This is a genomic window from Streptomyces altiplanensis (assembly GCF_053591575.1).
Genome location: NZ_JBSFUB010000026.1, coordinates 44,706 through 66,703 on the forward strand (window position 1 = coordinate 44,706; position 21,998 = coordinate 66,703).

General features: G+C 72.9%; 18 protein-coding genes. 10 read left to right on the top strand and 8 right to left on the bottom strand.

Annotation, left to right across the window (positions count from 1 at the left end; all coding sequences use genetic code 11):
- Positions 1 to 40 precede the first annotated feature (40 nt).
- The 5 genes from ACWD0Y_RS14800 (at position 41) to ACWD0Y_RS14820 (ending at position 4,189) form a co-directional block, all read left to right on the top strand.
- Complete coding sequence (locus ACWD0Y_RS14800) at positions 41 to 445, top strand: DUF6479 family protein (protein WP_450260728.1); 405 nt, start codon at positions 41 to 43, stop codon at positions 443 to 445.
- A 172-nt stretch (positions 446 to 617) separates the two neighbouring features.
- A complete protein-coding gene (locus ACWD0Y_RS14805) occupies positions 618 to 1,091 on the top strand; it encodes a Dps family protein (RefSeq protein WP_093799772.1) in 474 nt (157 codons plus the stop codon).
- A gap of 112 nt (positions 1,092 to 1,203) precedes the next feature.
- The gene (locus ACWD0Y_RS14810; RefSeq protein WP_450260729.1) at positions 1,204 to 2,505 is read left to right on the top strand and encodes a cytochrome P450; all 1,302 of its coding nucleotides are present in this window, start codon (positions 1,204 to 1,206) and stop codon (positions 2,503 to 2,505) included.
- A gap of 126 nt (positions 2,506 to 2,631) precedes the next feature.
- The gene (locus tag ACWD0Y_RS14815; RefSeq protein WP_450260730.1) at positions 2,632 to 3,285 is read left to right on the top strand and encodes a DsbA family protein; all 654 of its coding nucleotides are present in this window, start codon (positions 2,632 to 2,634) and stop codon (positions 3,283 to 3,285) included.
- An 82-nt stretch (positions 3,286 to 3,367) separates the two neighbouring features.
- Positions 3,368 to 4,189, top strand: a complete 822-nt coding sequence (locus ACWD0Y_RS14820) for a VOC family protein (RefSeq protein WP_450260731.1) — start codon at positions 3,368 to 3,370, stop codon at positions 4,187 to 4,189.
- A 116-nt stretch (positions 4,190 to 4,305) separates the two neighbouring features.
- Here the strand turns inward: ACWD0Y_RS14820 and ACWD0Y_RS14825 are convergent, their stop codons facing one another.
- Both ACWD0Y_RS14825 and ACWD0Y_RS14830 read right to left on the bottom strand, forming a co-directional pair.
- A complete protein-coding gene (locus ACWD0Y_RS14825) occupies positions 4,306 to 5,655 on the bottom strand; it encodes an FtsX-like permease family protein (RefSeq protein ID WP_450260732.1) in 1,350 nt (449 codons plus the stop codon).
- A gap of 5 nt (positions 5,656 to 5,660) precedes the next feature.
- Positions 5,661 to 6,491, bottom strand: coding sequence for an ABC transporter ATP-binding protein (locus tag ACWD0Y_RS14830; protein ID WP_450260733.1), 831 nt, complete (start codon positions 6,489 to 6,491; stop codon positions 5,661 to 5,663).
- A gap of 249 nt (positions 6,492 to 6,740) precedes the next feature.
- Here ACWD0Y_RS14830 and ACWD0Y_RS14835 point away from each other — a divergent pair, with 249 nt between their 5' ends.
- Complete coding sequence (locus ACWD0Y_RS14835; RefSeq protein ID WP_450260734.1) at positions 6,741 to 8,198, top strand: Gfo/Idh/MocA family protein; 1,458 nt, start codon at positions 6,741 to 6,743, stop codon at positions 8,196 to 8,198.
- 22 nt (positions 8,199 to 8,220) lie between these two features.
- Complete coding sequence (locus ACWD0Y_RS14840) at positions 8,221 to 9,219, top strand: NEW3 domain-containing protein (protein WP_450260735.1); 999 nt, start codon at positions 8,221 to 8,223, stop codon at positions 9,217 to 9,219.
- 133 nt (positions 9,220 to 9,352) lie between these two features.
- On the opposite strand, the gene ACWD0Y_RS14845 is transcribed toward ACWD0Y_RS14840, so the two are convergent.
- Positions 9,353 to 10,177, bottom strand: coding sequence for a DeoR/GlpR family DNA-binding transcription regulator (locus tag ACWD0Y_RS14845; protein ID WP_450260736.1), 825 nt, complete (start codon positions 10,175 to 10,177; stop codon positions 9,353 to 9,355).
- Between the two features lie 219 nt (positions 10,178 to 10,396).
- Between ACWD0Y_RS14845 and ACWD0Y_RS14850 the strand changes: the two genes are divergently transcribed.
- Positions 10,397 to 11,347, top strand: coding sequence for an SIS domain-containing protein (locus ACWD0Y_RS14850; protein ID WP_450260737.1), 951 nt, complete (start codon positions 10,397 to 10,399; stop codon positions 11,345 to 11,347).
- Positions 11,348 to 11,350: 3 nt separating this feature from the next.
- On the opposite strand, the gene ACWD0Y_RS14855 is transcribed toward ACWD0Y_RS14850, so the two are convergent.
- Both ACWD0Y_RS14855 and ACWD0Y_RS14860 read right to left on the bottom strand, forming a co-directional pair.
- Positions 11,351 to 11,863: a 2'-5' RNA ligase family protein gene (locus ACWD0Y_RS14855; protein WP_450260738.1), complete on the bottom strand. Its 513-nt coding sequence runs from the start codon at positions 11,861 to 11,863 to the stop codon at positions 11,351 to 11,353.
- A gap of 97 nt (positions 11,864 to 11,960) precedes the next feature.
- On the bottom strand, positions 11,961 to 13,211 hold the full coding sequence (locus tag ACWD0Y_RS14860; RefSeq protein WP_450260750.1) for an APC family permease: 1,251 nt from the start codon (positions 13,209 to 13,211) through the stop codon (positions 11,961 to 11,963).
- 737 nt (positions 13,212 to 13,948) lie between these two features.
- Here ACWD0Y_RS14860 and ACWD0Y_RS14865 point away from each other — a divergent pair.
- Together ACWD0Y_RS14865 and ACWD0Y_RS14870 are read left to right on the top strand one after the other, a co-directional pair.
- Positions 13,949 to 16,957 carry an AfsR/SARP family transcriptional regulator gene (locus ACWD0Y_RS14865; protein WP_450260751.1) on the top strand — a complete coding sequence of 1,003 codons (3,009 nt, stop codon included), beginning with the start codon at positions 13,949 to 13,951 and terminating at the stop codon, positions 16,955 to 16,957.
- An 89-nt stretch (positions 16,958 to 17,046) separates the two neighbouring features.
- Positions 17,047 to 18,324, top strand: a complete 1,278-nt coding sequence (locus tag ACWD0Y_RS14870) for a DUF1015 family protein (RefSeq protein ID WP_450260739.1) — start codon at positions 17,047 to 17,049, stop codon at positions 18,322 to 18,324.
- Positions 18,325 to 18,384: 60 nt separating this feature from the next.
- Here the strand turns inward: ACWD0Y_RS14870 and ACWD0Y_RS14875 are convergent, their stop codons facing one another.
- From ACWD0Y_RS14875 to ACWD0Y_RS14885, 3 genes are read right to left on the bottom strand one after another with little or no spacing between them, the layout of a single operon-like run.
- On the bottom strand, positions 18,385 to 20,235 hold the full coding sequence (locus tag ACWD0Y_RS14875) for a fatty acyl-AMP ligase (RefSeq protein ID WP_450260740.1): 1,851 nt from the start codon (positions 20,233 to 20,235) through the stop codon (positions 18,385 to 18,387).
- Positions 20,236 to 20,290: 55 nt separating this feature from the next.
- Positions 20,291 to 21,700 carry a condensation domain-containing protein gene (locus ACWD0Y_RS14880; protein ID WP_450260741.1) on the bottom strand — a complete coding sequence of 470 codons (1,410 nt, stop codon included), beginning with the start codon at positions 21,698 to 21,700 and terminating at the stop codon, positions 20,291 to 20,293.
- Positions 21,700 to 21,993, bottom strand: a complete 294-nt coding sequence (locus ACWD0Y_RS14885; protein WP_450260742.1) for an acyl carrier protein — start codon at positions 21,991 to 21,993, stop codon at positions 21,700 to 21,702. Before ACWD0Y_RS14885 ends, ACWD0Y_RS14880 begins: the two co-directional genes overlap by 1 nt.
- Positions 21,994 to 21,998: the final 5 nt, after the last annotated feature.

The window sequence follows — 21,998 nt, forward strand, 5'->3', positions numbered from 1 at the left end:
GAAAGCTCATGAGTCGGGCGCCCGTGGGTACTCGCCGCGCATGAGCGCATTCCAGAGCACAAGAGCCAGTGGAATCGCAGGGCTCACGGACCCCGTGGCCGCGAGTGACCTGGTCGTCGGCATCGCGCCGTTCATCGCGGGTCTGGCCGTCGTGGCCGCTCTGACCGCTGCCGTGTGGTGGGGCATCCGCATCAGAAGTCGTGAGTCGGCTCCTCCTACGCCCGAGGAGCAGCCGCACCGCCCGCCCGACGCGGAGCTGCCCGAGGACGTGGAGTACCGGGAGCCCGACGAGGTGGTGCCTCCGGAAGGCAGGCGGCTCCTGCCGCACGAGCTCAGGAACACCGGGAACGCGTCCGGCAAGCACAGCGACAAGGACCCCCACGAGCGACGGCAGTGGAGTGAGAACTCCGGCGGTTCGTTCGGCAGCGGAGGCCCCGGCGGCTGACTCGCCGGCAGCCGGCATGACGCCGGGCGCCTGCGGGCGTCGGCGGACCGGTGAGGAGGGACGGCCGGTCCGGCCGGGCCGCAAGTGAAGACGGACGACACGACAGACGACAGAGACGACAGACGACAGACGACAGACGACAGACGACAGAGCATCGAGAAGGAGCTACTGCATGACCGCCCTGAAGAGCACCCTGCCCGAAGCTGCCCGCCAGACCACCGCGGACGCCCTCCAGGGCGCGCTGGTGGATCTGCTCGGCCTGTCGCTCCTGGCCAAGCAGGCGCACTGGACGATCGTGGGCCCGCGCTTCCGGTCCATCCACCTCCAGCTCGACGAGGTGGTGTCCTTCGCCCGTTCGTACGCCGACGTGGTCGCCGAGCGCTCGTCGGCCATCGGCGTCGCACCGGACGGCCGGGCCGGGACGGTCGCCAAGACCAGCGAGCTTCCCGAGCCCCCGAACGGCTGGAACCAGGACAACGACGTCGTGACCCTGATCGTCGACGCGCTCGGCACCGTCGGCCTCAGGATGCGGGAGCGGATCGAGGCGACCGAGAAGGCCGACCCCGTGACCCAGGACATCTTCATCGGCCTCACCGCGGAGCTCGAGAAGCAGCGCTGGATGTTCCAGGCCGAGAACCAGCACTGAGGCCGGCCCGCACCGAAGGAGCCGCCGGATGGCCCGGACCGGACGAGCCGGACATACGCAAGGGGCGGGACGGGCCGCAGGGGCCGGGCGTCACGCGTCGGTCCCCGCCCGCGTGTCCGGCCGGGACACCGCCCGGCTCGCGGTCCGGGCGGCCCTGCCGATGCTCCTCGGTGGCGGTTTCGGTGGCGGCGACAGCGGTGGTGGCGGTATCACCGGGCGCCGCCGGCAGGGCCTGGCGCTCGCCGCCCGCCTCGACAGCGACCGCCGCGCGGTGGAGTTCCTGAACCATCTGCGCGCGCGGTACGGTCCCGGCCCGCTGCATCTGCGCCCGGCCGGCCGGGACATCGCGCTCCCCCTGCGCGCCGAGGACGCGGGCCGCGTCCTGGAGGGGACCCCGGAGCCGTTCGGCCCGGTGGCCCACGAGAAGTACGGCCCGTTCGGCCGTGTGCGGCCGCACGGCGTGCCGTTCTCCACGGGTCCGGAACGCGCGGCACGCCGGGCCTTCGGCGAGAAGGCCCTGGAGACCGGGCACCACCTCCACCACCTCGCCCCCCGGTTCGTACGCGTCGTCCGCGAGGAGGCCGGCGAACTGCTCGACAGCGCCGGCGCCCATGCCGGCCGGCTGGACCAGGACGCCTTCGGCGCCGCCTGGTGGCGGGCCGTACGCCGTGTCCTCCTCGGTGACGCGGCGCGCGACGACACCGCGCTCACCGGCCGGCCCGGCCGGCTGCGCGCTCACCTGGACCGGGCGGAGCCGGGCAGCCTCGCCGGGGCGGCGGCGCGGGCCGCCGCCGGGCCGGGCCCCGGCCCGGCGGACCCGGCGGACCAGATGGCGCACTGGCTGTCCGCGTTCGACGCGGCGGGCGCGGCGGCCGTACGGGCGCTGGCCCTGCTGGCCACCCATCCCGCGCAGGAACAGCAGGTCCACAACGAACTGGCCGTACCCGACCTGTCGCGGCCGCAGTTGCTTCCCTACACCCGCGCGTGCGTCCTGGAGTCCGTGCGGCTGTGGCCGACGACGCCGTTCCTGCTGCGCGAGAGCACCCGGCAGACGCGGTGGGGCGAGGGGGCCGTCCTGCCCGCGGGCACGGTGTTCCTGGTGTACGCCCCCTTCTTCCACCGGGACGGATCCGCCGCGTACGGCGACCGCTTCGTACCGGAGATCTGGCTGGACGGCACGGCGCACACCGGCCCCGCGCTGGTGCCGTTCGGTTCGGGGCCCGGCGTGTGCCCCGGCGAGGACCTCGCCCTCCTCGTCACGTCGACGCTCGTCGCCGCGCTCATGGAGCGTCACGACTTCTGGCTGCACGGTCCGGCGCGGCTGCGTCCCGGCCGTCCGCTGCCGTACACCCTCGATCACTTCGCCCTGTGCTTCACCGTCACCGCGAGACACGGTGAGAGCAGGGCCCGGTGAGCAGGGCCCGGAGAGCCACGCCCCGCCGGGCCCCCCGGACGAAATGATGCGGCGCGCGCCCCTTCGTGCGTAGCTGGACGGGACCGCTCGAGAGGGACGATCCGAGGGGTACGGAGGAAAAGCGCCATGAGCCGCACGCCCCCGCCGGGGCCCGGTGCCGCAGGGGTCTTGGCAGCCGTGCCGGACCACACGACCGGTCCGGGAGGGCTCGTCGTCCCGTACGGCCCAGACGGCGACGACGTGCCGGTCCTCTCCGTGTACGAGGACCCGCGCTGCCCGTACTGCGCGGCCATGGAACGGTCCTCGGGCGCCGCGATCCGCGCCTTCGCGGACGACGGCCGGCTGCGCCTCGAATACCACTTCGCCACCTTCCTCGACGCCTCGCTGGGCGGCCGCGGCTCGCGGCTGGCCCTGGGCGCGCTGGGCGCGGCGGCCGACGAGGGGCAGGCCGTGTTCAAGGGCCTCCACGAGGCGCTGTACGCGAACCAGCCCGCCGAGAGCGACGACGCGTACGGCGACACGGCCCATCTGCTGGTGGTCGCCGGAACGGTCGCCGGCCTGCCCTCCGAAGCGTTCAAGCAGGCGGTCGAGAACGGCGCTTACCTCCCGTGGGCGGCGGCGGTGGCCGACGCCTTCGACCGCAGCGGCGTGCGCGGCACGCCGTCCCTGCGCCTGAACGGCCGCTCCCTGCACGCCTTCGACAAGGAGGGCCGGGCCCTGCCGGGTCCGGAGGTCGCCCGGCAGATCGAGCAGGCGCTGTCCCCCGGCCGCACGATCTGAGAAAGCCGACAGGCGGTTGTCAGTGACGGATGACAGGCTGCTTTACGAGGATTTACGAGGATCTGCGACGAGAGGAAACACCATGATCACCACTGACTTCGTGCCCGGTTCCCCCTGTTGGATCGACCTCGGCTCCCCCGACGTACCCGCCACGACCGCCTTCTACGGCTCGGTGTTCGGCTGGCAGTTCCAGAGTTACACCGCCGACGCCGAAGCCCCGGACGCCGCCGACTTCGGCTTCTTCAAACAGGACGGCAAGACCGTCGCCGGAATCGGCCCGCTCACCGAGGAAGGGGCCCGGTCGGCCTGGATGATCTACTTCTGCACCCCGGACGCCGACGCCACCACCGAGGCCGTGGAGCGGTCGGGCGGCACGGTGCGGGTCGCCCCGATGGACGCCGACGGCGAGGGGCGGATGGCTCAGTACACCGACCCGCAGGGCGGTCAGTTCGCCGTCTGGCAGCCGGGCAGGACCCGGGGCATGGAGATCACCGACCAGCCCTGCAGCCTGTGCTGGACCGAGCTCTACACCACCGACTCGGCCGCGGCGAAGCAGTTCTACGGCGGCCTCTTCGGCTGGGAGACGCAGGACATGGAACTCCCGGGCGGGGGCGGGACGTACTCGATGATCGTTCCCCCCGGCCTCCCCCCGGAGCGCATGCACGGCGGCCTCATGCAGCTCCCCCCGGACGCACTCGCGCCGAACGGCGGCAAGCCCTACTGGCACCCGGTCTTCGCGGTCGAGGACTGCGACGCGACGGTCGCCAAGGTCACCAGCGGCGGCGGCAGCGTGCAGATGGGGCCGGAGGACGCCGAGGACATCGGACGGCTGGCCGTCTGCCACGACCCGTCCGGCGCCGAATTCGTGGTGCTGGCCCCGGCGGCCATGCCGGCCCCGGCCTGAGGCGACGGACTCTGACACCTCGGGCACAGGAGACGGCTCGGGCACAGGAGACGGCTCGCGCACGGGAGACGGAAGGAGTCCGGGCCGGCGGCCCGCCGGCCCGGACTCCGGTGCGCTCAGGCAGCCACCGCCACCGCGTCCACCGCCGGCGTGCGCAGCGTCCGGCGGGCCGTCCCCAGGCTGGTGCCCAGCGTCACCGCGGCGGCGACCGCCACGACGGCGAGCCAGATCCCGGGCCCCTGGCCGGGGAGGACGCTGCCGGTACGGGCGTACGTGAACGGCAGGACCCCGGCGAACCCCGCCGCCGTGCCGAAGAAGACCCCGGTCACCGTCAGCACGAGCCCTTCGCAGCCGACCGCCCCCAGCACCTGCCCGGGGGTGGCTCCGGCGAGCCGCTGCCCGCCGAACTCCCGGCTCCGGTAGGAGGTGGCGGCGTACAGGCTGTTGACCAGCATGACGCAGGAGAAGACCACGACGATGCCGACGACCACGAGGTTCAGGGTTTCCAGGTTCTTGTCCTCGACCGACCTGGTGAGGCCGGACGCCGTGACCGCGTCGCTCTCGACGGCCTGCATGTACAGCGTCGCCGTCGCCATGCCGGTGAAGAGAACCAGCGGCACCAGTACGCCCGACAGCTCCCCGGCGCGGCGGCGCATGGTGCGCACCGCCAGATAGCCGCTCGCCCCGGCGAGGGCCTCGGCCGGCCGTCCCAGCCGGCCCGCGGCCGCCCGGAGCAGCGCCGGCGAGAAGAGCGCGAAGCCCACGGCGAGCAGGATCGCGCCGTACGCCGCCGGCGCCATCGTCAGGGGGTCGGCGCCGTCCATGGCGAAGGTGGTGAGCACGGAGCCCGTACCGGCCGCGAGCGCGCCGTATCCGGCGAACTTCCGCACCCGCCCGCCCGGTTCGCGCACACCCGGGTCGCCCGCACCCGGCGCCCGGGTCGCCCGGCGGACCGCGAGGAACGCGGCGCCCACCGAGGCCAGCAGGGTGACGGCGGCGCCGGACACGAGCGCGACGGGACCGAAGACGTGCTCCACGCCGCCGGCGACCTGCCCACTGTCCTGGAACATCCCCAGAAGCGCCCGCCCCGCGAACACCGCGGGGACGACCGCCAGTGCCGCCCCGCCCAGGGCGACCACGGCCGATTCACCGAGCACCATCCGCTTGATCTGCGCCGGGGTCGCCCCCGTGCTGCGCAGCAGGCCGATCTCCGCGCTCCGCTGCCGTACGTTCACGGTGAGCGTGGAGGCGACGGCGAAGAACACCAGCAGCGATCCGTAGCCGCCGACCACCGCGGCCGTGGTGGTCATCGACTCCGCGCTGACGTCGTCGACGCCCTCGGCCCCCGCCGTGTCGTGCAGCGAGTGGAACGTCATGATGATCGCGGCCCCCAGGAAGGCGGACAGCAGCGTCGCGACGAGGCGCCCGGGGCGGTGGCGGACCGAGCTCATGGCCAGTGCGAACATCCCGCTCACACCCCCGCCGGCACGTCGTGCACGTCGCCGTGCACGCGGTCGCCCAGGTGCGCGAGCCGCTCCGCGACCGCGTCCACGGTCGGCGCGTTCAGGTGCCCCGCCAGCCGGCCGTCCGCGAGGAAGAGCACGGAGTCCGCGTAGGAGGCGGCCACCGGGTCGTGCGTCACCATCACCACCGTGCGGCCGTGGACGCGTACCGCATCCTGGAGCAGCCGCAGGACGTCGCGCGCGCTGCGCGTGTCCAGCGCGCCGGTCGGTTCGTCGGCGAAGACCACGCTGGGTTCGGTGACCAGCGCCCGCGCGATGGCGACGCGCTGGCGCTGGCCGCCGGACAGCTGGTCGGGGCGGTGGCCGAGGCGCTCGCCCAGGCCGACCTCGGTGAGGATCTCGCGCGCCCGGTCCCGGTCGACGCGGCGGCCGGCGAGCTTCAGCGGCAGGGTGGTGTTCTGCGCGACGGTGAGGGTGGGCAGCAGGTTGTACTGCTGGAAGACGAAGCCGATCCGCTGCCGCCGGAACCTGGTCAGCTCGGCCTCCGTGGAGCCGGTCATCTCCTCGCCGTCGACCACGACCTGCCCGGTGTCCGGCCGGTCGAGGCCCGCCGCGCACTGAAGGAGGGTGGACTTCCCGGACCCGGAGGGCCCCATCACGGCGGTGAAGGTTCCCGCCCCCAGGCTCAGCGTCACCCCGTCCAGCGCGGTCACGGCGCTCCCGCCCGTCCCGTACACCTTGCCGACCGATACGAGCCGCAGGGCCTCGGCTGCCGGACCGCGGGCTGCCTGCCTGCGGGTGCGCTCCTGCTTCGCGCGGCGGGACCGGAACATCGTCATCACTCCCTCGTGGCACCTGCTGGTGCCGTCGGAAAGGACGCTACGGACGGGGGCGGGCCGTGCCGATGGCCGTACACACCCTGTGCGGGTGTACCTGGATACACCTTCGTCCGGCCGCCTCCACGCCGCCGGATGCTTGTTTCTGTTCGTAACACCGTTCCTGCGAACACCTATTGACATGTAACTGGCGACCCGGCCAGAGTCGACCCCGCAAGTGATGCCGGTCACGTCACGAGGAGCGTTGTCGCCATGCCCGAAATCCCCGCAGTCTCACGTCGCTTGCTACTCGGAGGAACGCTGGCCACCGGAGCGCTCGCCGCCGGGATCGGCTCGGCCGGGAGCGCGTCGGCGGCGGCCTCGTCCGCCGCCTCCGACGCGTCCGACGCGTCCGCCGCGGCGCCCGGCCGCAGACCGGGTCAGAAGTCCATGATCAACGTGCCCTTCGAGGTCCACCGGACGGTCCGTGTCGCGGTGATCGGGCTCGGCAACCGGGGCTCCGGGATGACCCCCGGCTGGTCGGCGGTCCCCGGCTGCGTCGTGACCGCCGTCTGCGACATCCGCGCCGACCGCGCGAAGCGCACGGCCGACCAGCTGGTCTCCAAGGGCAGGCCCCGCCCCGCCGAGTACGGCGGCTCGGCCGACTCGTACGCGGACATGCTCAAGCGCGACGACATCGACCTCGTGTACATCGCGACGCCGTGGGAGTTCCACTACGAGCAGGGCAAGGCCGCGCTGCTGGCCGGGAAGCACGTCGTCGTCGAGCTGCCCGTCGCGACCGAGCTGCGCGAGCTGTGGGACCTCGTGGACACCTCGGAGCGCACCCGCAGGAACCTGATGCTGTCCGAGAACTGCAGCTACGGCCGCAATGAGCTGGCCACGCTCAAGATGGCGCACGAGGGCCTGTTCGGCGACGTCACCAACGGCCACGGCGGTTACCTGCACGACCTGCGCGCCCTGCTCTTCTCCGACACGTACTACACGGACTCCTGGCGCCGGCTCTGGCACACCCGCTCCACCGCGTCCTTCTACGCCATGCACGGGCTCGCCCCGGTCGCGGCGGCCATGGACATCAACCGCGGCGACCGGATGACCGTGCTGCGCGCCACCGCGACCGAGCCGAAGGGTCTCGCCGACTACCGCGAGCGCTTCGTCCCGAAGTCGCACCCCTCGTGGCGGGAGACGTACGTCAACGGCGACCTGGTCACGTGCCTGATCGACACGGCCAGGGGCCGGGTCATCCGGGCCGAGCACGACGTGAGCTCGCCCCGGCCGTACAGCCGCATCAACTCCCTCGCCGGCAGCCGCGGCATCTTCGAGGACTACGCCGGCGTCTCGTCGGCCGGCGGCGGCCGCATCTACGTCGAGCCGGACCACGGCGGCCACTCCTGGCGGGCCTTCGACGCCTACCGCAAGGAGTTCGACCACTGGCTGTGGAAGAAGATCGGCGACGACGCCGCGAACAACGGCGGCCACGGCGGCATGGACTACGTCCTGCAATGGCGCACGGTGCAGCTGATGCGGGCGGGGCTGGTCCCGGACATCGACGTGTACGACTCGGCCGCCTGGTGCGCGCCGGTTCCGTTGAGCGTCATGTCCCTGGCGAACAAGGGGCGTCCGGTCGCGATACCGGACTTCACGCGGGGCGGCTGGGTCAATCTGCGTTCCGGCCTGGACTCGCGCACCACCGAGATGCCCCCCGTTTCCTGAGGACGTGAAGGAGAAGCAGGTCATGAGACCAGCACGACCGGTCAGTCCGCTCAGGGCCCTGGCCGCGGCGGTGGCGGGAGCGGTCCTGCTCGTCCCCGCCCCGGCGGTGGCGGCCGCGCCGCAGGAACCGGCTTCGGCCGGGACCGAGGTGGGCATCTCCCCCGTGGACCTCGACGGCCCGGCCGTCTCGACGGTGAAGGTGACCGTCAGGAACGGCGGTCCGCAGCGCATGCGCTCGCTGAAGGTGTCGTTCGCCGGGCCGGCCGGGTGGGCGGTCCAGCCGTCCGTACGCGCCGTGGACGGCTCCCTCGCGACGGGCGCCTCGGCCGACGTGACGTTCCGGATCCAGGTGCCGGAGAAGCGGCCCGGGCTCGTGATCCGTACGTTCACGGCGACCGCGACGTACCGGGGCGGGGACGGCGAGGGCACGGCCACCGGCACCCGCGCCGAGCGCAGCGGAACACCGTGGGCGAGCCTGTCGGCGGCGTACAACAACGTGGCGATCACCGACGAGTCCGCGACGCGGGCCGGTGACTACGACGGCGGGGGCAACAGCTTCTCGGCGCAGAAGCTGGCGGCCGTCGGCCTGACGCCCGGGGCGAAGGTCGACGCCCTCGGGGCCGAGCTGACCTGGCCGGACGTGCCGGCCGGCACGAAGGACAACGTGGCGGGCTCCGGGCAGGCCGTCGCGCTGGGCGGCAAGGGCGGCAAGCTGGTGTTCCTCGGCTCCGGCGTCACCAGCGCCGCCACGGGCAGCGCCACGGTGCACTACACCGACGGGTCGTCCGGCACGGGGACGTTCGGCTTCCCCAACTGGTCGTTCGATCCGGTCACCGCGCACGGCGCGACGCTGGTCAAGTCGACCGACGGCCGCAACCGGCAGGACGGATACGGCAACGCCGACGTGAAGTACAGCGTCTTCGCGCACTCGGTCCCGCTGGATCCGGCCAAGACGGTCGAGTTCGTGGTCCTGCCCTCGAACGCCAACGTCCACATCTTCGACATGGCGATCGCGCCCTGACCGTGTAGGGGCGGCGACCCCCGCGGGGCGCCGCCCCGGGCCCCGGCCCGCGACCGCCGGACGGGCCGAAGCCCGCCGCACACGGCACGGACGAGCCCGTCCGGCCTTCGACGACACGCCCGCCGCGCCGTCCTCAGACGGCGATCACCTTGATTCCGGCGTCGGTGAGGCGGCCCGTCGCCTCGGCGGAGACGGCGGAGTCGGTCACCAGGACGTCGATGCGGTCCAGCCCGCAGATCCGGGCGAAGGCACGCTTGCCCATCTTGGACGAGTCGGTCACCACGATCACCCGGTGCGCGCGTTCGGCGAACAGCCGGCTGACGCTCGCCTCGTCCTCCTGGTGCGCCATGACGCCCAGGTCCGGGTCCACCCCGTCGACGCCGAGGACGACGACGTCCAGCACGACCTCGTTGAGTACGCCCATGGTCAGCGGCCCGACCAGCTCGTACGTCTGCGGGCGGGCCACCCCGCCGGTGACCACGATCTTGATCTGCGGCCGCACCGCCAGCTCGCCCGCGATGTTGAGCGCGTTGGTGACCACGGTCAGGACCGGTCCGACGGGGGCGGGGACGGAACCGGCGGTGGGGGCGGTGGCCGTGTCGCGCAGTCCGGTGCCGGTCCGCAGCGCCAGGGCCCGCGCCACTTCCGTCGTGGTCGTGCCGCCGTTGAGGCCCACCACTTCCCCGTCGGCGACCAGGTCGGCCACGGCCGCGGCGATCCGCTGTTTCTCGGACGCGTGCCGGGAGGACTTGTAGCGCAGCGGCAGCTCGTACGAGACGCCGTGCGCGATCGCGCCGCCGCGGGTCCGCACGAGCATCTGCTGCTCCGCGAGTTCGTCGAGGTCCCGGCGGATCGTCGCGGCGGAGACCTCCAGGGTGGTGGCGGCCTCCTCGACCTCCAGCCTCCCCTCGGCGGCCAGCAGTTCCAGCAGCGCGCTCCACCGCTCGTGTTTGGACATGCGGCCGGACTCCTTCGTGCCAGACGTGCGTGAAGGTGATGGTAGCCCGCCGGGGCGGTACGGCCCCGGGGAGCGTGCGGCACTGCCAGGGAACCCCACGAAGGTGTCCTGGACTGCGTGTTCACCTTCGTGGATACTTCGCCCCACGACAGACCCACGCTCGAACCTGCTTGAAAACTGACTGCTTTGAGCAGTTCCAATCATCGGGGAGTTCGTCCCATGTCCACCGCAGATTCCTCCCGCACCTCGGCCGAGATCGCCTCCCAGCCCGCCACCTGGGCCGAGGCGGCCACGTCGCTCCCTCTCCACACCGACGCCCTGCCCCGCCGCGGCGAGCGCGTCGCCGTGATCGGCTGCGGCACCTCCTGGTTCATGGCCCAGGCGTACGCGGTACTGCGCGAGAGCGGCGGCCACGGCGAGACGGACGCCTTCGCCGCCTCGGAGTTCCCGTACCGCGACGGCTACGACCGCGTACTGGCGATCACCCGCTCCGGCACCACGACCGAGGTCCTGGAGGTGCTCCGGCGCGTGCGGGGCACCGTGCCCACCGGCGCGATCACCGCCGACCCGGCGACGCCCGTCATGCGGGCGGCGGACGCCGTGGCCGTGCTGGACTTCGCCGACGAGGAGTCGGTGGTGCAGACCCGTTTCGCCACCACCGTCCTCGCGCTCCTGCGCGCCCACCTGGAGGCCGAGGACGCCCTGCCGGCCGGTGTGCGCCCGCTCGCTGAGGCGATCCGGGACGCCGGACTCGCCGTCACCGCACCGCCGGCCGCCGAGGTGCTCGGCGCCGAGCAGTTCACCTTCCTCGGCACCGGCTGGACGTACGGTCTCGCGCTGGAGGCGGGGCTCAAGATGCGCGAGGCGGCGGGCGCCTGGACGGAGGCGTACCCGGCCATGGAGTACCGGCACGGCCCGATCAGCATCACCGGCCCCGGCCGCGTGGCCTGGATCTTCGGCGCGCTGCCGCAGGGCCTGGCGGACGACGTCCTGCGGGCCGGCGGCACGGTGGCCGCCGGCTCCCGCGGGGCACCGGGCGACCTGGACCCGCTGGCCGACCTGATCCGCGTCCAGCGCCTGGCGGTCGCGCTCGCCGAGGCGCGCGGTTACGACCCGGACAGGCCGCGCAACCTCACGCGGTCCGTGGTCCTGGAGGACACCACCGCGTAACGCTCAGGACCGGCCCAGCGGGTACGCCGTACGGTCCCGCCAGCGGTCGCCGTCCCGGACGATCAGGTGGACCGCCCCGACCCGGACGGTCAGCGGCAGGGCGGGCGCGCACTCGGCCTCCAGCAGGTCGTACGCGCGCTCGTACGTCTCCGGTCCCTCGTGGTTGGCGAGCGTCAGGTGAGGGTCGAGGCCCTCGCCGAACAGGCCCCGGTAGGGCACCGCTTCGGGCCAGCGGCCGGTGAGCTCCTTGGTGAGCGCCCGTACCGGATCGTGCGGCCGCGGGTCGAGGAAGAGGACGCCCGGATACCGGCCGAACCCGGCGAAGGACAGCTCGAAGGGGTCGTGCGAGCGGAACAGTTCCAGCAGCTCACGGTGGACCGGACCGTCGATCCGGCTCGCGTGGAGGAACGGGTAGAGCACGGTGACGTGGGCGGGAGAACCGGTTCTGACGAGCGGATCGGCCTCGGGGACCCTGATGGTCAGGGCCGTGTCCCCGTCGACGTCCGGCCACCCCACTGTCCCGCCCCTCCCCTCGGCTGTTCCCGCGGGGCCAAGAGAACCACAGGCGTCCCGGCCCCCGGCCCTCAGCCCCTCTGCCCCTGCGCCTGGGCCCTCAGCCCCTGCGCCTGCGTACGGCCGCCAGTACGCCGAGCAGCGCGCCCGCCGCGAGCACGATCAGGCCGCGGATCCACACCTCGCGTTCGATCTGGGTCGCGAGGAGGACGCAGGACACCGCACCGAGCACGGCGACCGGGGCAGGCGTCCTGAAGTGGTCGTGGGGCACCGCGTCGCGGCGCAGCACGAGCACGGCCGTGTTGACGACGAAGAAGACGACGAGGAGCAGCAGGACGAGGGTGGAGGCGAGCGCGGCCACGTCACCGGTGAGCGCGAGCAGGAGGGAGAGCGAGGTGGTGGCGGCGATCGCGGCCCACGGGGTGCGGCGGCCGGGCAGCACCTTGGCCAGGAAACCCGGGAGGAGTCCGTCGCGCGCCATGCCGTACGCGAGCCGGGAGGACATGATGCCGGTGAGCAGCGCGCCGTTGGCGACCGCGACCAGCGCGATGAAGCCGAACAGCCGGGCCGGTACTCCCCCGGCGGCCTCGACCACTTCGAGCAGCGGTCCGCTGGACGCGGCGAGCGTCTTCGTGTCGACCGCCGCCGCGGCCGCGATGCCCACCAGTACGTAGACCAGACCGGCGGTGACCAGCGCGCCGAACAGGGCGCGCGGGTAGGACCGCCGGGGGTCGCGGGTCTCCTCGGCGACATTGACGGACGTCTCGAAGCCGACGAAGGAGTAGAAGGCGAGGACGGAGCCGCTCAGGACCGCCGCCGCGGGCCCGTGTCCGGGCGTACCGAGCTCGGTCAGTCCGCTCAGGTCGCCGTCGCCGCGCAGCACCACCCGGGCGCCGAGCCCGACGACCAGCACCAGGCCGGCGACCTCGACGAGCGTGGCGACGGTGTTGGCCCGGGTCGACTCCCTGATGCCGCGGGCGTTGAGCAGGGCCAGGGCCGTCAGGAAGACCACCGCCACGAGCGCGACGGGCAGGGAGACGAAGACGGTCAGGTAGTCCCCGCCGAACCCCCGGGCGAGAGCCGCGACGGAGACGACACCCGCGGCGAGCATGCAGAAGCCCGCGAGGAAGCCGGCGAACGGCCCGTAGGCGAGGGTGGCGTAGTGCGAAGCACCACCCGCCCGGGGGTACTTCGTGGCGAGTTCCGCGTACGAGGAGGCGGTCAGCAGGGCGAGGCCGAGCGCGACGGCGAGGGGCACCCACACGGCGCCGCCCGACTCGGCGGCGACCTGGCCCACCAGCACGTAGACGCCCGCGCCCAGCACATCGCCGAGGATGAAGAAGTAGAGCAGCGGTGTCGTCAGAGCCCGCTTGAGCGGGCCGCCCGGGGCCGGTCCCGGGGCCGGTCCCGGGGCCGGTCCCGGTGCCGGGGTCGATTCCTGTGCCGCTGTTCCGTGCGAGGCCACGGCTTCCCTTCCTCTCCGCTTCTCCACCGGCCGCGGGCTGCCGCCGCCGTGACGCCCCGCTCCCGCGAGGCCCCGGTCCTGCGGTACCCCGCTTCCGCGATGCCACCGCTGCGGGTGCTGCGGGTGCTGCGGGGAAGCCGTTTTCCGCCCGTGCGCGACCGCACGCGCCGGCGAACGGCGCCCCGGCCCCGGTGATCCGCCGGGTCCTGCACGCCTCCGACACTCACCGCAACGAAAATGCTTCCGCAATCACGTTGCGTATTGAGCTGTTGTATCCGCATTGACTTTGCACCCCGCGTGGTGATCATTGGAAACATGTCTGCTGCCGCCCGCTGCCCGCATTCGACCAACGCGGCTCAGCCGTACTTGAGTTGCGGGCCGTCCGGCTGTGGGTTCGAGGCGTCCCGAGCAGTCCCGGGGCATCACCCTTCCGCATCCCGGGCACGGCACTGCCCGACTGTCCTGGAGCACCACCATCTACCTGCTGTTTTCAGCCACATCGCACAGGAGCGGCCGGCGGTGACCGAATGTCGCCGAGCAGACGACAGGGACAGGACCATGCAGTGACCCACCCGTTGTCCTTCAAACTGCTCGGGCCACTGGAAATCTCAGCCGGCGGCGAGATGGTCCGGGTGCGCAGCCCCCGGCAACGCGCTGTTCTGGCCATGCTGCTGCTCTCGCCCGACCGCGTTGTCTCAATAGCGTCTCTGACCGAGGCCGTGTGGCAGGGCGATCCGCCGGCCACCGCACGTAACCAAATAGCCATTTGCATTACCACTCTCCGCAAAATATTCCGGGAAGCCGCTTCGGTCGAAGACCTCATTGAGACGAGGCACCCGGGTTACATCCTCAATTCGAAGAACTGCTACATCGATCTGCAGGACCTGAGCGAATCGGTCGCGTGCGCCCGCATGGCCGCGGCACACGACGAACAGGTCGACGAGGCCACCGCCCTCTTCGAGCACAGCCTGGCCCTGTGGCGGGGACCCGTCCTGGACGGGCTGACGGGGAGCAGGATCGACGACACCGTCTCCCAGCTGTCCGAGTTCAGGCTGGACATCAGCGAGGAGTACGCCGCGCTGCAACTGCGGTCCGGCGGGCACCACTCGGTCATCACACGGCTGACCTCACTGGTGAAGGAACACCCGCTGCGCGAGCAGGCCAGGGTCCACCTCATGCACGCCCACAACCTGGCGGGCCGGCGCTCCGAGGCGCTGCAGGTGTACCGCGAAGGGCGCAAGGCCCTCATCGACGAGCTGGGCATCGAACCGGGGGCCGCGCTCCAGGAACTCCACCAGCAGATCCTCCAGGACGCGAACGAGCTGGAGGGGTTCACCGCGCAGCCCGCCCCCGCTCCGGCTGCCGCTCCCGCCTCCCCGGCGCTGCCCCCGTCCGCGCCGGCCACCCACACCCACGGCGCCGCCGTCGCCGTGCCCGCCCAGCTTCCGCTGCCCGTCACCGCGTTCACCGGCCGCGCGCCGGAGATCGCCATTCTCGACGGGCTGCTTCCCAGCGACACCGACCGCGGCCCCCTGGCGGTCGCGGTCATCTCCGGGGTGAGCGGCATCGGCAAGAGCGCTCTGGCCGCGCACTGGGCGAACCGGGTCGCCGACCGGTTCCCCGACGGCCAGCTCTTCATCGACGTACATGGCTACCACGAGTTCGACCAGCCGCTGTCGCCCATGTCCGTGCTCGACCAGTCGCTGCGCGGACTCGGTGTGCCCAGCGCGCAGATCCCCGCCCATCTGCAGGAGCGGTCCGCCCTGTACCGCAGCATCCTGAACAACAGGAAACTGCTCATCATCCTCGACGACGTGCGGTCGTTCACCCAGATCCAGCCGCTGCTCCCCGGGCGCGGCCAGTGCTTCGTACTGATCACCAGCCGTGATCCGCTGGACGAACTGACCAGTGACTACGCGGCGGTACGGATCCCCCTGAAGGTCATGACCCCGGACGAGGCCGGCAGCATGCTCGCCACGGTGATCGGCGCCGAGCGGGTCGCCACCGATCCGGCGTCCGCGGAACGGCTCGTCGAACTGTGCGGCCGGCTGCCCCTGGCCCTGCGGATCGCCGCGGGCCGGCTGGCCACCCGGCCCCACTGGTCACTGCGCCAGCTGGCGTCGCGCCTGGAGGACCGGTGGCGCCGCCTGGACGTCCTGAGCCCGAACGACGGCGGGGTGAGGGCCGGTTTCTGGCTCAGCTACCGGGAGCTCTCCCCCGACGCCGCCCAGCTCTACCGAAGACTCGGCCTGCTCCCGATGACCACCTTCGCCGCCTGGATGGGCGCCGCCGTCCTCGACGTCGGGATCGACCAGGCCGAGGACCTGCTGGAGCAGCTCGTGGACGCCCAGCTGCTGGAGGTGTCCACCATCGTGCCGGGGGCCCCGGTCCGCTTCCGGTTCCAGGAACTGCTGCGGCTGTTCGCCTGGGAGCGTGCACACTCCGAGGACTCCGACGCCGACCGGAACGTCACGATCGAGCGGGCCTACGCCACCATGCTCACACTGGCGGACACCGCGCACCAGCAGCTCTACGGCAAGGGCCACCTCACGGCCCATCGGGTGAGCCCGGAGGCGGCGCTGTCCCCGGACACGGTCGCGGAACTGCTGGCCGACCCCCTGGAGTGGTTCGAGTCGGAGCGCACCTCCATCGTCGGCATGGTCGGCCACGCCGCGCAGAGCGGGGCGTCCGCCCACGCCTGGGGGCTGACCGCGCGTGCCATGCCGCTCTTCGAGATGCGCAACTACCTGGAGGACTGGCAGCAGACCGCGCAGAGCGCCCTGGACGGCGCCCGCAGCGCGGGGGACGCCCCGGGCGCGACGATCATGCTGCGCTCGCTCGGCACCCTGGCGATCTACCAGCGGCGTTACGCGGAGGCCGACTCCCTCCTCTCTTCGGCGATGGACCTCCTGGAGCAGAGCGACGACCTGCACGAGCGGGCCGTCGTGCTGCGCAACCTCGCGCTCTGCTCCCGCTTCAAGGGGGACCTGGACAACGCGGCCCGGCACTGCCGCGCGGCGCTCGACTGCTTCGGGCGGACGAACGATCCGACCAGCCGCTCCCACGCGCTCGGTCTACTCGCGCAGATCGAACTGGAGCGCGGGCAGACCGACCTCGGCATCACGCTGACGCGCGAGGCCATCAGGACGAGCGACGAGGCCGGCTCCGTACGGGGGAAGGCCCAGAACACCTACCGGCTCGCCGAGGCGTACCTGCGCGCCGGCGAGCTGGAGCGGGTCGAACGTGCCTGCCGGGAAGTCATCGAGCTGACCCGCGCGCAGGGCGACCGCCTGGGCGAGGCCTACGCCCTGCGCGCCCTGGGCGAGGCGCAGTGGCGGCAGGACCGTTCCGCCGAGGCGGAGGCCACCCTGCGGGAGGCGCTGACCGCCGCCGAGGAGGTCGGGGACCGGTTCCTCCAGGCCCGCATCGAAACCGACCGTGCCTGCGCCGAAGCCATCCGCGGCGACGCCGAGGCCGTCGCGCGGCTGCAGCGGTCCCACGAGATCTTCCGCTCCCTGGCCGCGACCTCCTGGGAGGAGCGCACCGCCCAGATCGCGGACATGATCGGCACGGCACGGCAGGGCGCGCGGGTCGACGCCGAGACGCTGGCGGGGCTGCTGGGCACGCGTTAGCGCAGGCCGCGCGCCCCGCCGGTGTCCGGCCTCGATCCGGTTTCCCGCCGGGAAACCGGATCGAAAAGGCGCCTTCCTACGATGCGCCAATGAACCTCACGGGCCCCGCGGGCAACGGCCTGCAGCTCATCCCCTTCCGCGGTCTGCGCTACGTCCCCGAGCGGGTCAGCAGTCTCGCCGCCGTCACCTCGTACCCGTACGCCACCGGGGCGGGCCCGGACGGCCCGCACCACCCGGACTCCGCCGACCCGCACCACATCGTGCGGCTGATCCTTCCGCAGGGGGCCACCCCCGCCGCCCGCGCCGAGCGGGCCGCGGCCACCCTCCGCAGCTGGCTGTCCGGGGGCGTGCTCGCGCCCGATCCCGAACCCGCGCTGTACGTGTGCGAGCAGCGGGGCGAAGGGGTCATGCAGCGCGGACTCGTCGGGGCGCTGCGGCTGTCCGAGCCCGCCGAAGGCATCGTCCACCCCCACGAGGCCGTGATGCCGCACGTCGTGGAGGACCGGGCCGGTCTGATGCGGGCGACCGCCGCCCATCTGGAACCACTGCTGCTGGCCTACCGCGGCGCCGGCGGCCGGCGCGGGGCCGGCGCCGTCATCGAGCGCACCGTGCTGCGCCCGCCGCTCCTGACCACCACCACGCACGGCGGCGTCAGCCACCGGATGTGGGCCGTCACGGACCCGGCGGAGCTGGCGGAGATCGACGCCGACCTCTGCGGCCGGCAGGCGCTGATCGCGGACGGGCACCACCGCTGGGCGACCTATCTCCGGCTCCGGTCCGAGCAGCCCCGCTCCGCGGCCTGGGACTTCGGGCTCGTGATGCTGGTGGACACGGACCGCCACCCGTTCCAGGTACGGGCGATCCACCGGGTCCTGCGCCGGCTGCCGGTGGCCGAGGCCCTGTCGGCGGTCGAGGGCTCCTTCCGGGTCCGCCCGGCCGGGTCGTCCCTGCCCGCCGCCCTGGAGGCCCTGGGCGTGGCCGCCCGTGACGGCAACGCCTTCCTCCTCACGGGGGGCACGGGTTTCCACCTCATCGACCGCCCCGACCCGGACCTGCTCGCCCGTACGGTCCCCGCCGACCGGCCCCGGGCGTGGCGGGCGCTGGACGCCGCGGTCCTGCACGCCACCCTGCTCGACCACCTCTGGAAGGTCCCGGACGGGCCGCGGGACATCGCGTACGTCCACGACGGCCGGGCGGCGGCCGACCAGGCGCGGCGGGACGGCGGGACGGCGGTCCTGCTGCACCCGGTACGGGAGGAGACCGTCCGGAACCTGGCCGGCGAGGGGGTCACCATGCCGCGGAAGTCGACCTCGTTCGGGCCCAAGCCGGCCGCGGGCCTGGTCCTGCGGAGCCTCGCGCACCCCTGAGCGCGAGGCGGCGCGCGAAGGGGCGGGCCCGCTCACGGGCCCGCCCCTTCGTCACCTCGTTCAGGAAGCGCCTCCCGCTCCTGCACCGGCACCGGCCTCGACGCCGGCCTCGGCCTTCGCCTCGGCCTCGGCGAGCAGCGCGCCGACCTGGCGGTTCGCCTGGAGGTACCGGCTCTCCAGCCGGCCCTGGAGGAACGTCTCGCGGATCGCCGCGCGCTGGATCTTGCCGCTCGTCGTCCGCAGGATCCCGCCGCGCCGGACCAGGACGACGGCCCCCGGCCGCACACTGAACCCGCGGGAGACGCCCGCCCCGATCCGGCCGGCCAGTTCCTTCAGTCCGTCCTGGGAGATTCCGCCGCGCACCTCGTGCGCCACGACGAGCTGCTCCTCGACGGCGCCGTCGGCGTTCTGGACGGGGACGACGAAGGCCGCGCCGAACAGTCCGGTCAGGTCGCTCTCCTGCGCCCTGAGGAAGTGTTCGACGTCCTGGGGGTAGATGTTCCGGCCGCGCAGGATGATCAGCTCCTTGATCCGGCCGGTGACGTAGACCTCGCCGTCGTGGACGGTGCCCAGGTCGCCGCTCCTGACGTAACCGCCGTCCCCGTCCGCGGTCCGCACCCGGAAGGTGTCGCGCGTGGCGTCCTCGCGGCCCCAGTACCCCTGCGCGACGCTCTCGCCCCGGAGCCAGATCTCGCCGATCCGGCCGGCGGGCAGCACCTCCCGGGTCCGCGGGTCGACGACGCGTACGTCATAGGCCTTCGCGGACCCGCAGCTGACGACGTCGCGGCCGGGCTCCGCCAGGCTCACCGGGTGGAACTCGTGGCGCTCCAGGCGCTCCTCGTCGATGCGGCTGACGACCAGCTCGCGGGGGCCCGTTCCCGAGATGAACACGGTCGCCTCGGCCATGCCGTAGCACGGGGCCATGGTGTCGCTGCGGAAGCCCGCGGGGGCGAAGCGCTTGGCGAAGGCGGTGAGGGTGGACGCCTGGACCGGCTCGGACCCGTTGGCGGCGAACCTCCACCGCGACAGGTCCAGCTGGGCCAGCTGCTCGTCGGTGACCTGCCGCACGCACAGCTCGTACGCGAAGTTGGGCGCGGCGGACCAGGTGATGCCGTACCTGTCGATCATCTGGAGCCACCAGTGCGGCCGCTTCAGGAACGTGGTCGGGCTCATCAGCACGCAGGAGCCTCCCAGCAGCAGCGGGGGCAGCAGGATCGCCAGCAGCCCCATGTCGTGGTACTGGGGGATCCACGACCCGAAGCGGGTGGCCTTGTCGAGCCCGAATGCCTCGCTGAGGATCTGCGAATTGTGCAGCAGGTTCCCCTGGTTGACCATCACTCCCTTGGGCGTGGAGGTCGACCCGGAGGTGTACTGGAGGAGCGCCAGGCTGTCGTGGTCCGCCTCGGGCATGCGCCAGGCCGCCGCGTGGGCGTCGGTGAACGCGGGGCCGTCCGTGACGGCGCAGTCGATGCCGGCCGCCGGGTCCGACGCGGCCCAGTCCAGGACGGAGGGGGCGGCCGCCTCGCTGGTGAGGGTGACCGCGACGACGGCGTTCTCCACGATGGAGTCCACCCGGCGCCGCTGGTGCTGGTACTGGCCCGGCAGGGAGGACGGAATGGCGACCATCCCCGCGTAGAGGCACCCCACGAACGCGGCGGCGAACTCCAGGCTCTCGGGATAGAGCAGCAGGACCCGGTCGCCCGGCGCGTACCGCTCCTGGAGCCACCCGGCTATCTTCCGCGCCTCGTGGTCCAGCCGGGCGTAGGACCAGGTCTCGGCGCCGTCCGGCGCGGAGGGGTCGCGGACGAAGATCACCGCGGGCTCGTCCGGAGTGGCCAGCGCGTTCTCGCGGATGCGTGCCGTGGCGCTCGGAGCCTGCGTGAGCTGGTGGTGCTGGGACTGCTGGGACATGGAACCCCCTGGGATGAAGTGGGCGGGAATGCGCGGACGCCGGTCGTCGGTGCGGTCACCAGTCATCGGCCGCTCCCAGCGCCAGCAGCTCGTCCAGCTCGCCGGTGCCGACCAGGACCGGGTCCGTCACCCGTGCGCCGACGTCCTCGACGGCGGCGCCGAGCAGGTGGACGTAGTGGTCCAGGAGCCGCTCGACGGTGCTCTCGTCGAACAGGTCCGTCGCGTAGCGGAACACCGCGGTGAGCGAGGACGCGCTCTGCCGCATCTCCACCGAGATGTCGAACTGGCCCTCCAGCTGCGGTACGTCGACGAGTGACAGGCGCAGCCCGGCGTACTCCGTCGCCGTGCCGGCCGCCGCGGCCTCGGTGACCTGTTGCAGCAGCGGCTCCAGACGGCCCGGCGCGACCATCGTGAAGGCCATCCGCACCGGCGGGTTGTGGCCGGCGTACCGGCTCTCCCCGGCCAGCAGGGCGTAGGGGTAACCGATGTGCTTCATCGCCGACATCACCTGGCGCTGCGCCGATACGGCCGCGTCCGCGAAGGTCGTCGAGTCCGTGAAGCGGGCCGGGAGCACCAGCGTGTTCACCAGGTACCCGACGACCTGCCGCATGCCGGGGCCGCTGCGGGTGGTCGTCGGGCAGCCGATGAGGAAGTCGGTCCGGCCCGTGTAGCGGTGGACGAGGGTCTGGAAGACGCTCAGCAGCAGGGCGAAACCGGTGACGCCCGTCCGCTTCGCCGTCTCCCGCAGCTTCGGCAGCAGCTCGTCGGGAACGCGCAGTTCGCGGGTGGCCCCGTTGAACACCCCGGGCCGGTTCTCGCCCCGCGGGCGGTCGGCGAGCAGCTCGGCGGCGTCGGCGCCTTCGGTGAACTCCTCCCAGAAGGACTGGAGTTTCTCGCGCCGGGGCCCGGCGAGCAGTTGCTGCTCCTGGGCCACGTAGTCGTCGTAACCGCGCTTCAGCGGCGGCAGCGGCGACGCGGAATCCGCCGCGTACGCGTCGAGCAGCTCCTGGAGGAGCAGCCACTGCGAGGTGGCGTCGGTGACGATGTGGTGGGCGGAGACCACCAGCACGGCGTCGTCCGGCGCGACGCGCAGCAGCAGCGCCCGGCAGGTTCCCCGCCCGGTCAGGTCGAACGGGGTGTCGCCGAACTCCCTCACCAGCTCCGCCAGCCGGTCGTCGCCGGCGGTGGCTCCCGGCGCCTCGCGCACCTCCAGGGCGACCAGCTCCGGCGGCCCGACCAGCCGCCGGGGGCCGGCCGGGGTGTCCGTGAAGGTGGAGCGCAGGACGTCGTGGCGGTCCACCACGGAGCGCAGGGCGCGGCGGACCCGCCCCTCGTCGAGCGGGCCGCGGATCCGCAGGGCGGCCTGGACGTTGTACGCCGGGCTGTCGGGCGCCATCCAGTACAGGAACCAGAGCGCCTCCTGCCCGATGGACAGCGCTCTGGCGGCGGGTCCGGTCTCCGCCATCAGCGGGCACCGAGTTCGGAGTGGATGTGGGCCGTGAGCGCGTCGACGGTGGGGTGGTCCCAGGCGAGGGTTGCCTCGACGAGGATGCCGTACTCGTCCTCGACGTCGCCGCACAGGGTGAGGGCGTAGACGGAGTCGAGACCGATCTCGACGAGCAGGTCGTCCGGGGCGACCTCCTGCGGGGTGACGTCGAGGAAGTACGCGACCCGCTCGGTGAGCCAGGTGCGGATGGTCTCGGCGGTCGCCGCGGTGCTGATGGCCTCGACGGTCGTCGCGGTGGTGATGTCGGACATGAGAA

What these genes read in the sequence shown, in the direction of transcription:
- ACWD0Y_RS14800 (WP_450260728.1), top strand. Translation starts at nt 41, where the DNA reads ATGAGCGCATTCCAGAGCACAAGAGCCAGTGGAATCGCAGGGCTCACG.
- ACWD0Y_RS14805 (WP_093799772.1), top strand. Translation starts at nt 618, where the DNA reads ATGACCGCCCTGAAGAGCACCCTGCCCGAAGCTGCCCGCCAGACCACC.
- ACWD0Y_RS14815 (WP_450260730.1), top strand. Translation starts at nt 2,632, where the DNA reads ATGAGCCGCACGCCCCCGCCGGGGCCCGGTGCCGCAGGGGTCTTGGCA.
- ACWD0Y_RS14820 (WP_450260731.1), top strand. Translation starts at nt 3,368, where the DNA reads ATGATCACCACTGACTTCGTGCCCGGTTCCCCCTGTTGGATCGACCTC.
- ACWD0Y_RS14825 (WP_450260732.1), bottom strand. Translation starts at nt 5,655, where the DNA reads ATGTTCGCACTGGCCATGAGCTCGGTCCGCCACCGCCCCGGGCGCCTC.
- ACWD0Y_RS14830 (WP_450260733.1), bottom strand. Translation starts at nt 6,491, where the DNA reads ATGACGATGTTCCGGTCCCGCCGCGCGAAGCAGGAGCGCACCCGCAGG.
- ACWD0Y_RS14835 (WP_450260734.1), top strand. Translation starts at nt 6,741, where the DNA reads ATGCCCGAAATCCCCGCAGTCTCACGTCGCTTGCTACTCGGAGGAACG.
- ACWD0Y_RS14840 (WP_450260735.1), top strand. Translation starts at nt 8,221, where the DNA reads ATGAGACCAGCACGACCGGTCAGTCCGCTCAGGGCCCTGGCCGCGGCG.
- ACWD0Y_RS14845 (WP_450260736.1), bottom strand. Translation starts at nt 10,177, where the DNA reads ATGTCCAAACACGAGCGGTGGAGCGCGCTGCTGGAACTGCTGGCCGCC.
- ACWD0Y_RS14850 (WP_450260737.1), top strand. Translation starts at nt 10,397, where the DNA reads ATGTCCACCGCAGATTCCTCCCGCACCTCGGCCGAGATCGCCTCCCAG.
- ACWD0Y_RS14865 (WP_450260751.1), top strand. Translation starts at nt 13,949, where the DNA reads ATGGTCCGGGTGCGCAGCCCCCGGCAACGCGCTGTTCTGGCCATGCTG.
- ACWD0Y_RS14870 (WP_450260739.1), top strand. Translation starts at nt 17,047, where the DNA reads ATGAACCTCACGGGCCCCGCGGGCAACGGCCTGCAGCTCATCCCCTTC.
- ACWD0Y_RS14875 (WP_450260740.1), bottom strand. Translation starts at nt 20,235, where the DNA reads ATGTCCCAGCAGTCCCAGCACCACCAGCTCACGCAGGCTCCGAGCGCC.
- ACWD0Y_RS14880 (WP_450260741.1), bottom strand. Translation starts at nt 21,700, where the DNA reads ATGGCGGAGACCGGACCCGCCGCCAGAGCGCTGTCCATCGGGCAGGAG.
- ACWD0Y_RS14885 (WP_450260742.1), bottom strand. Translation starts at nt 21,993, where the DNA reads ATGTCCGACATCACCACCGCGACGACCGTCGAGGCCATCAGCACCGCG.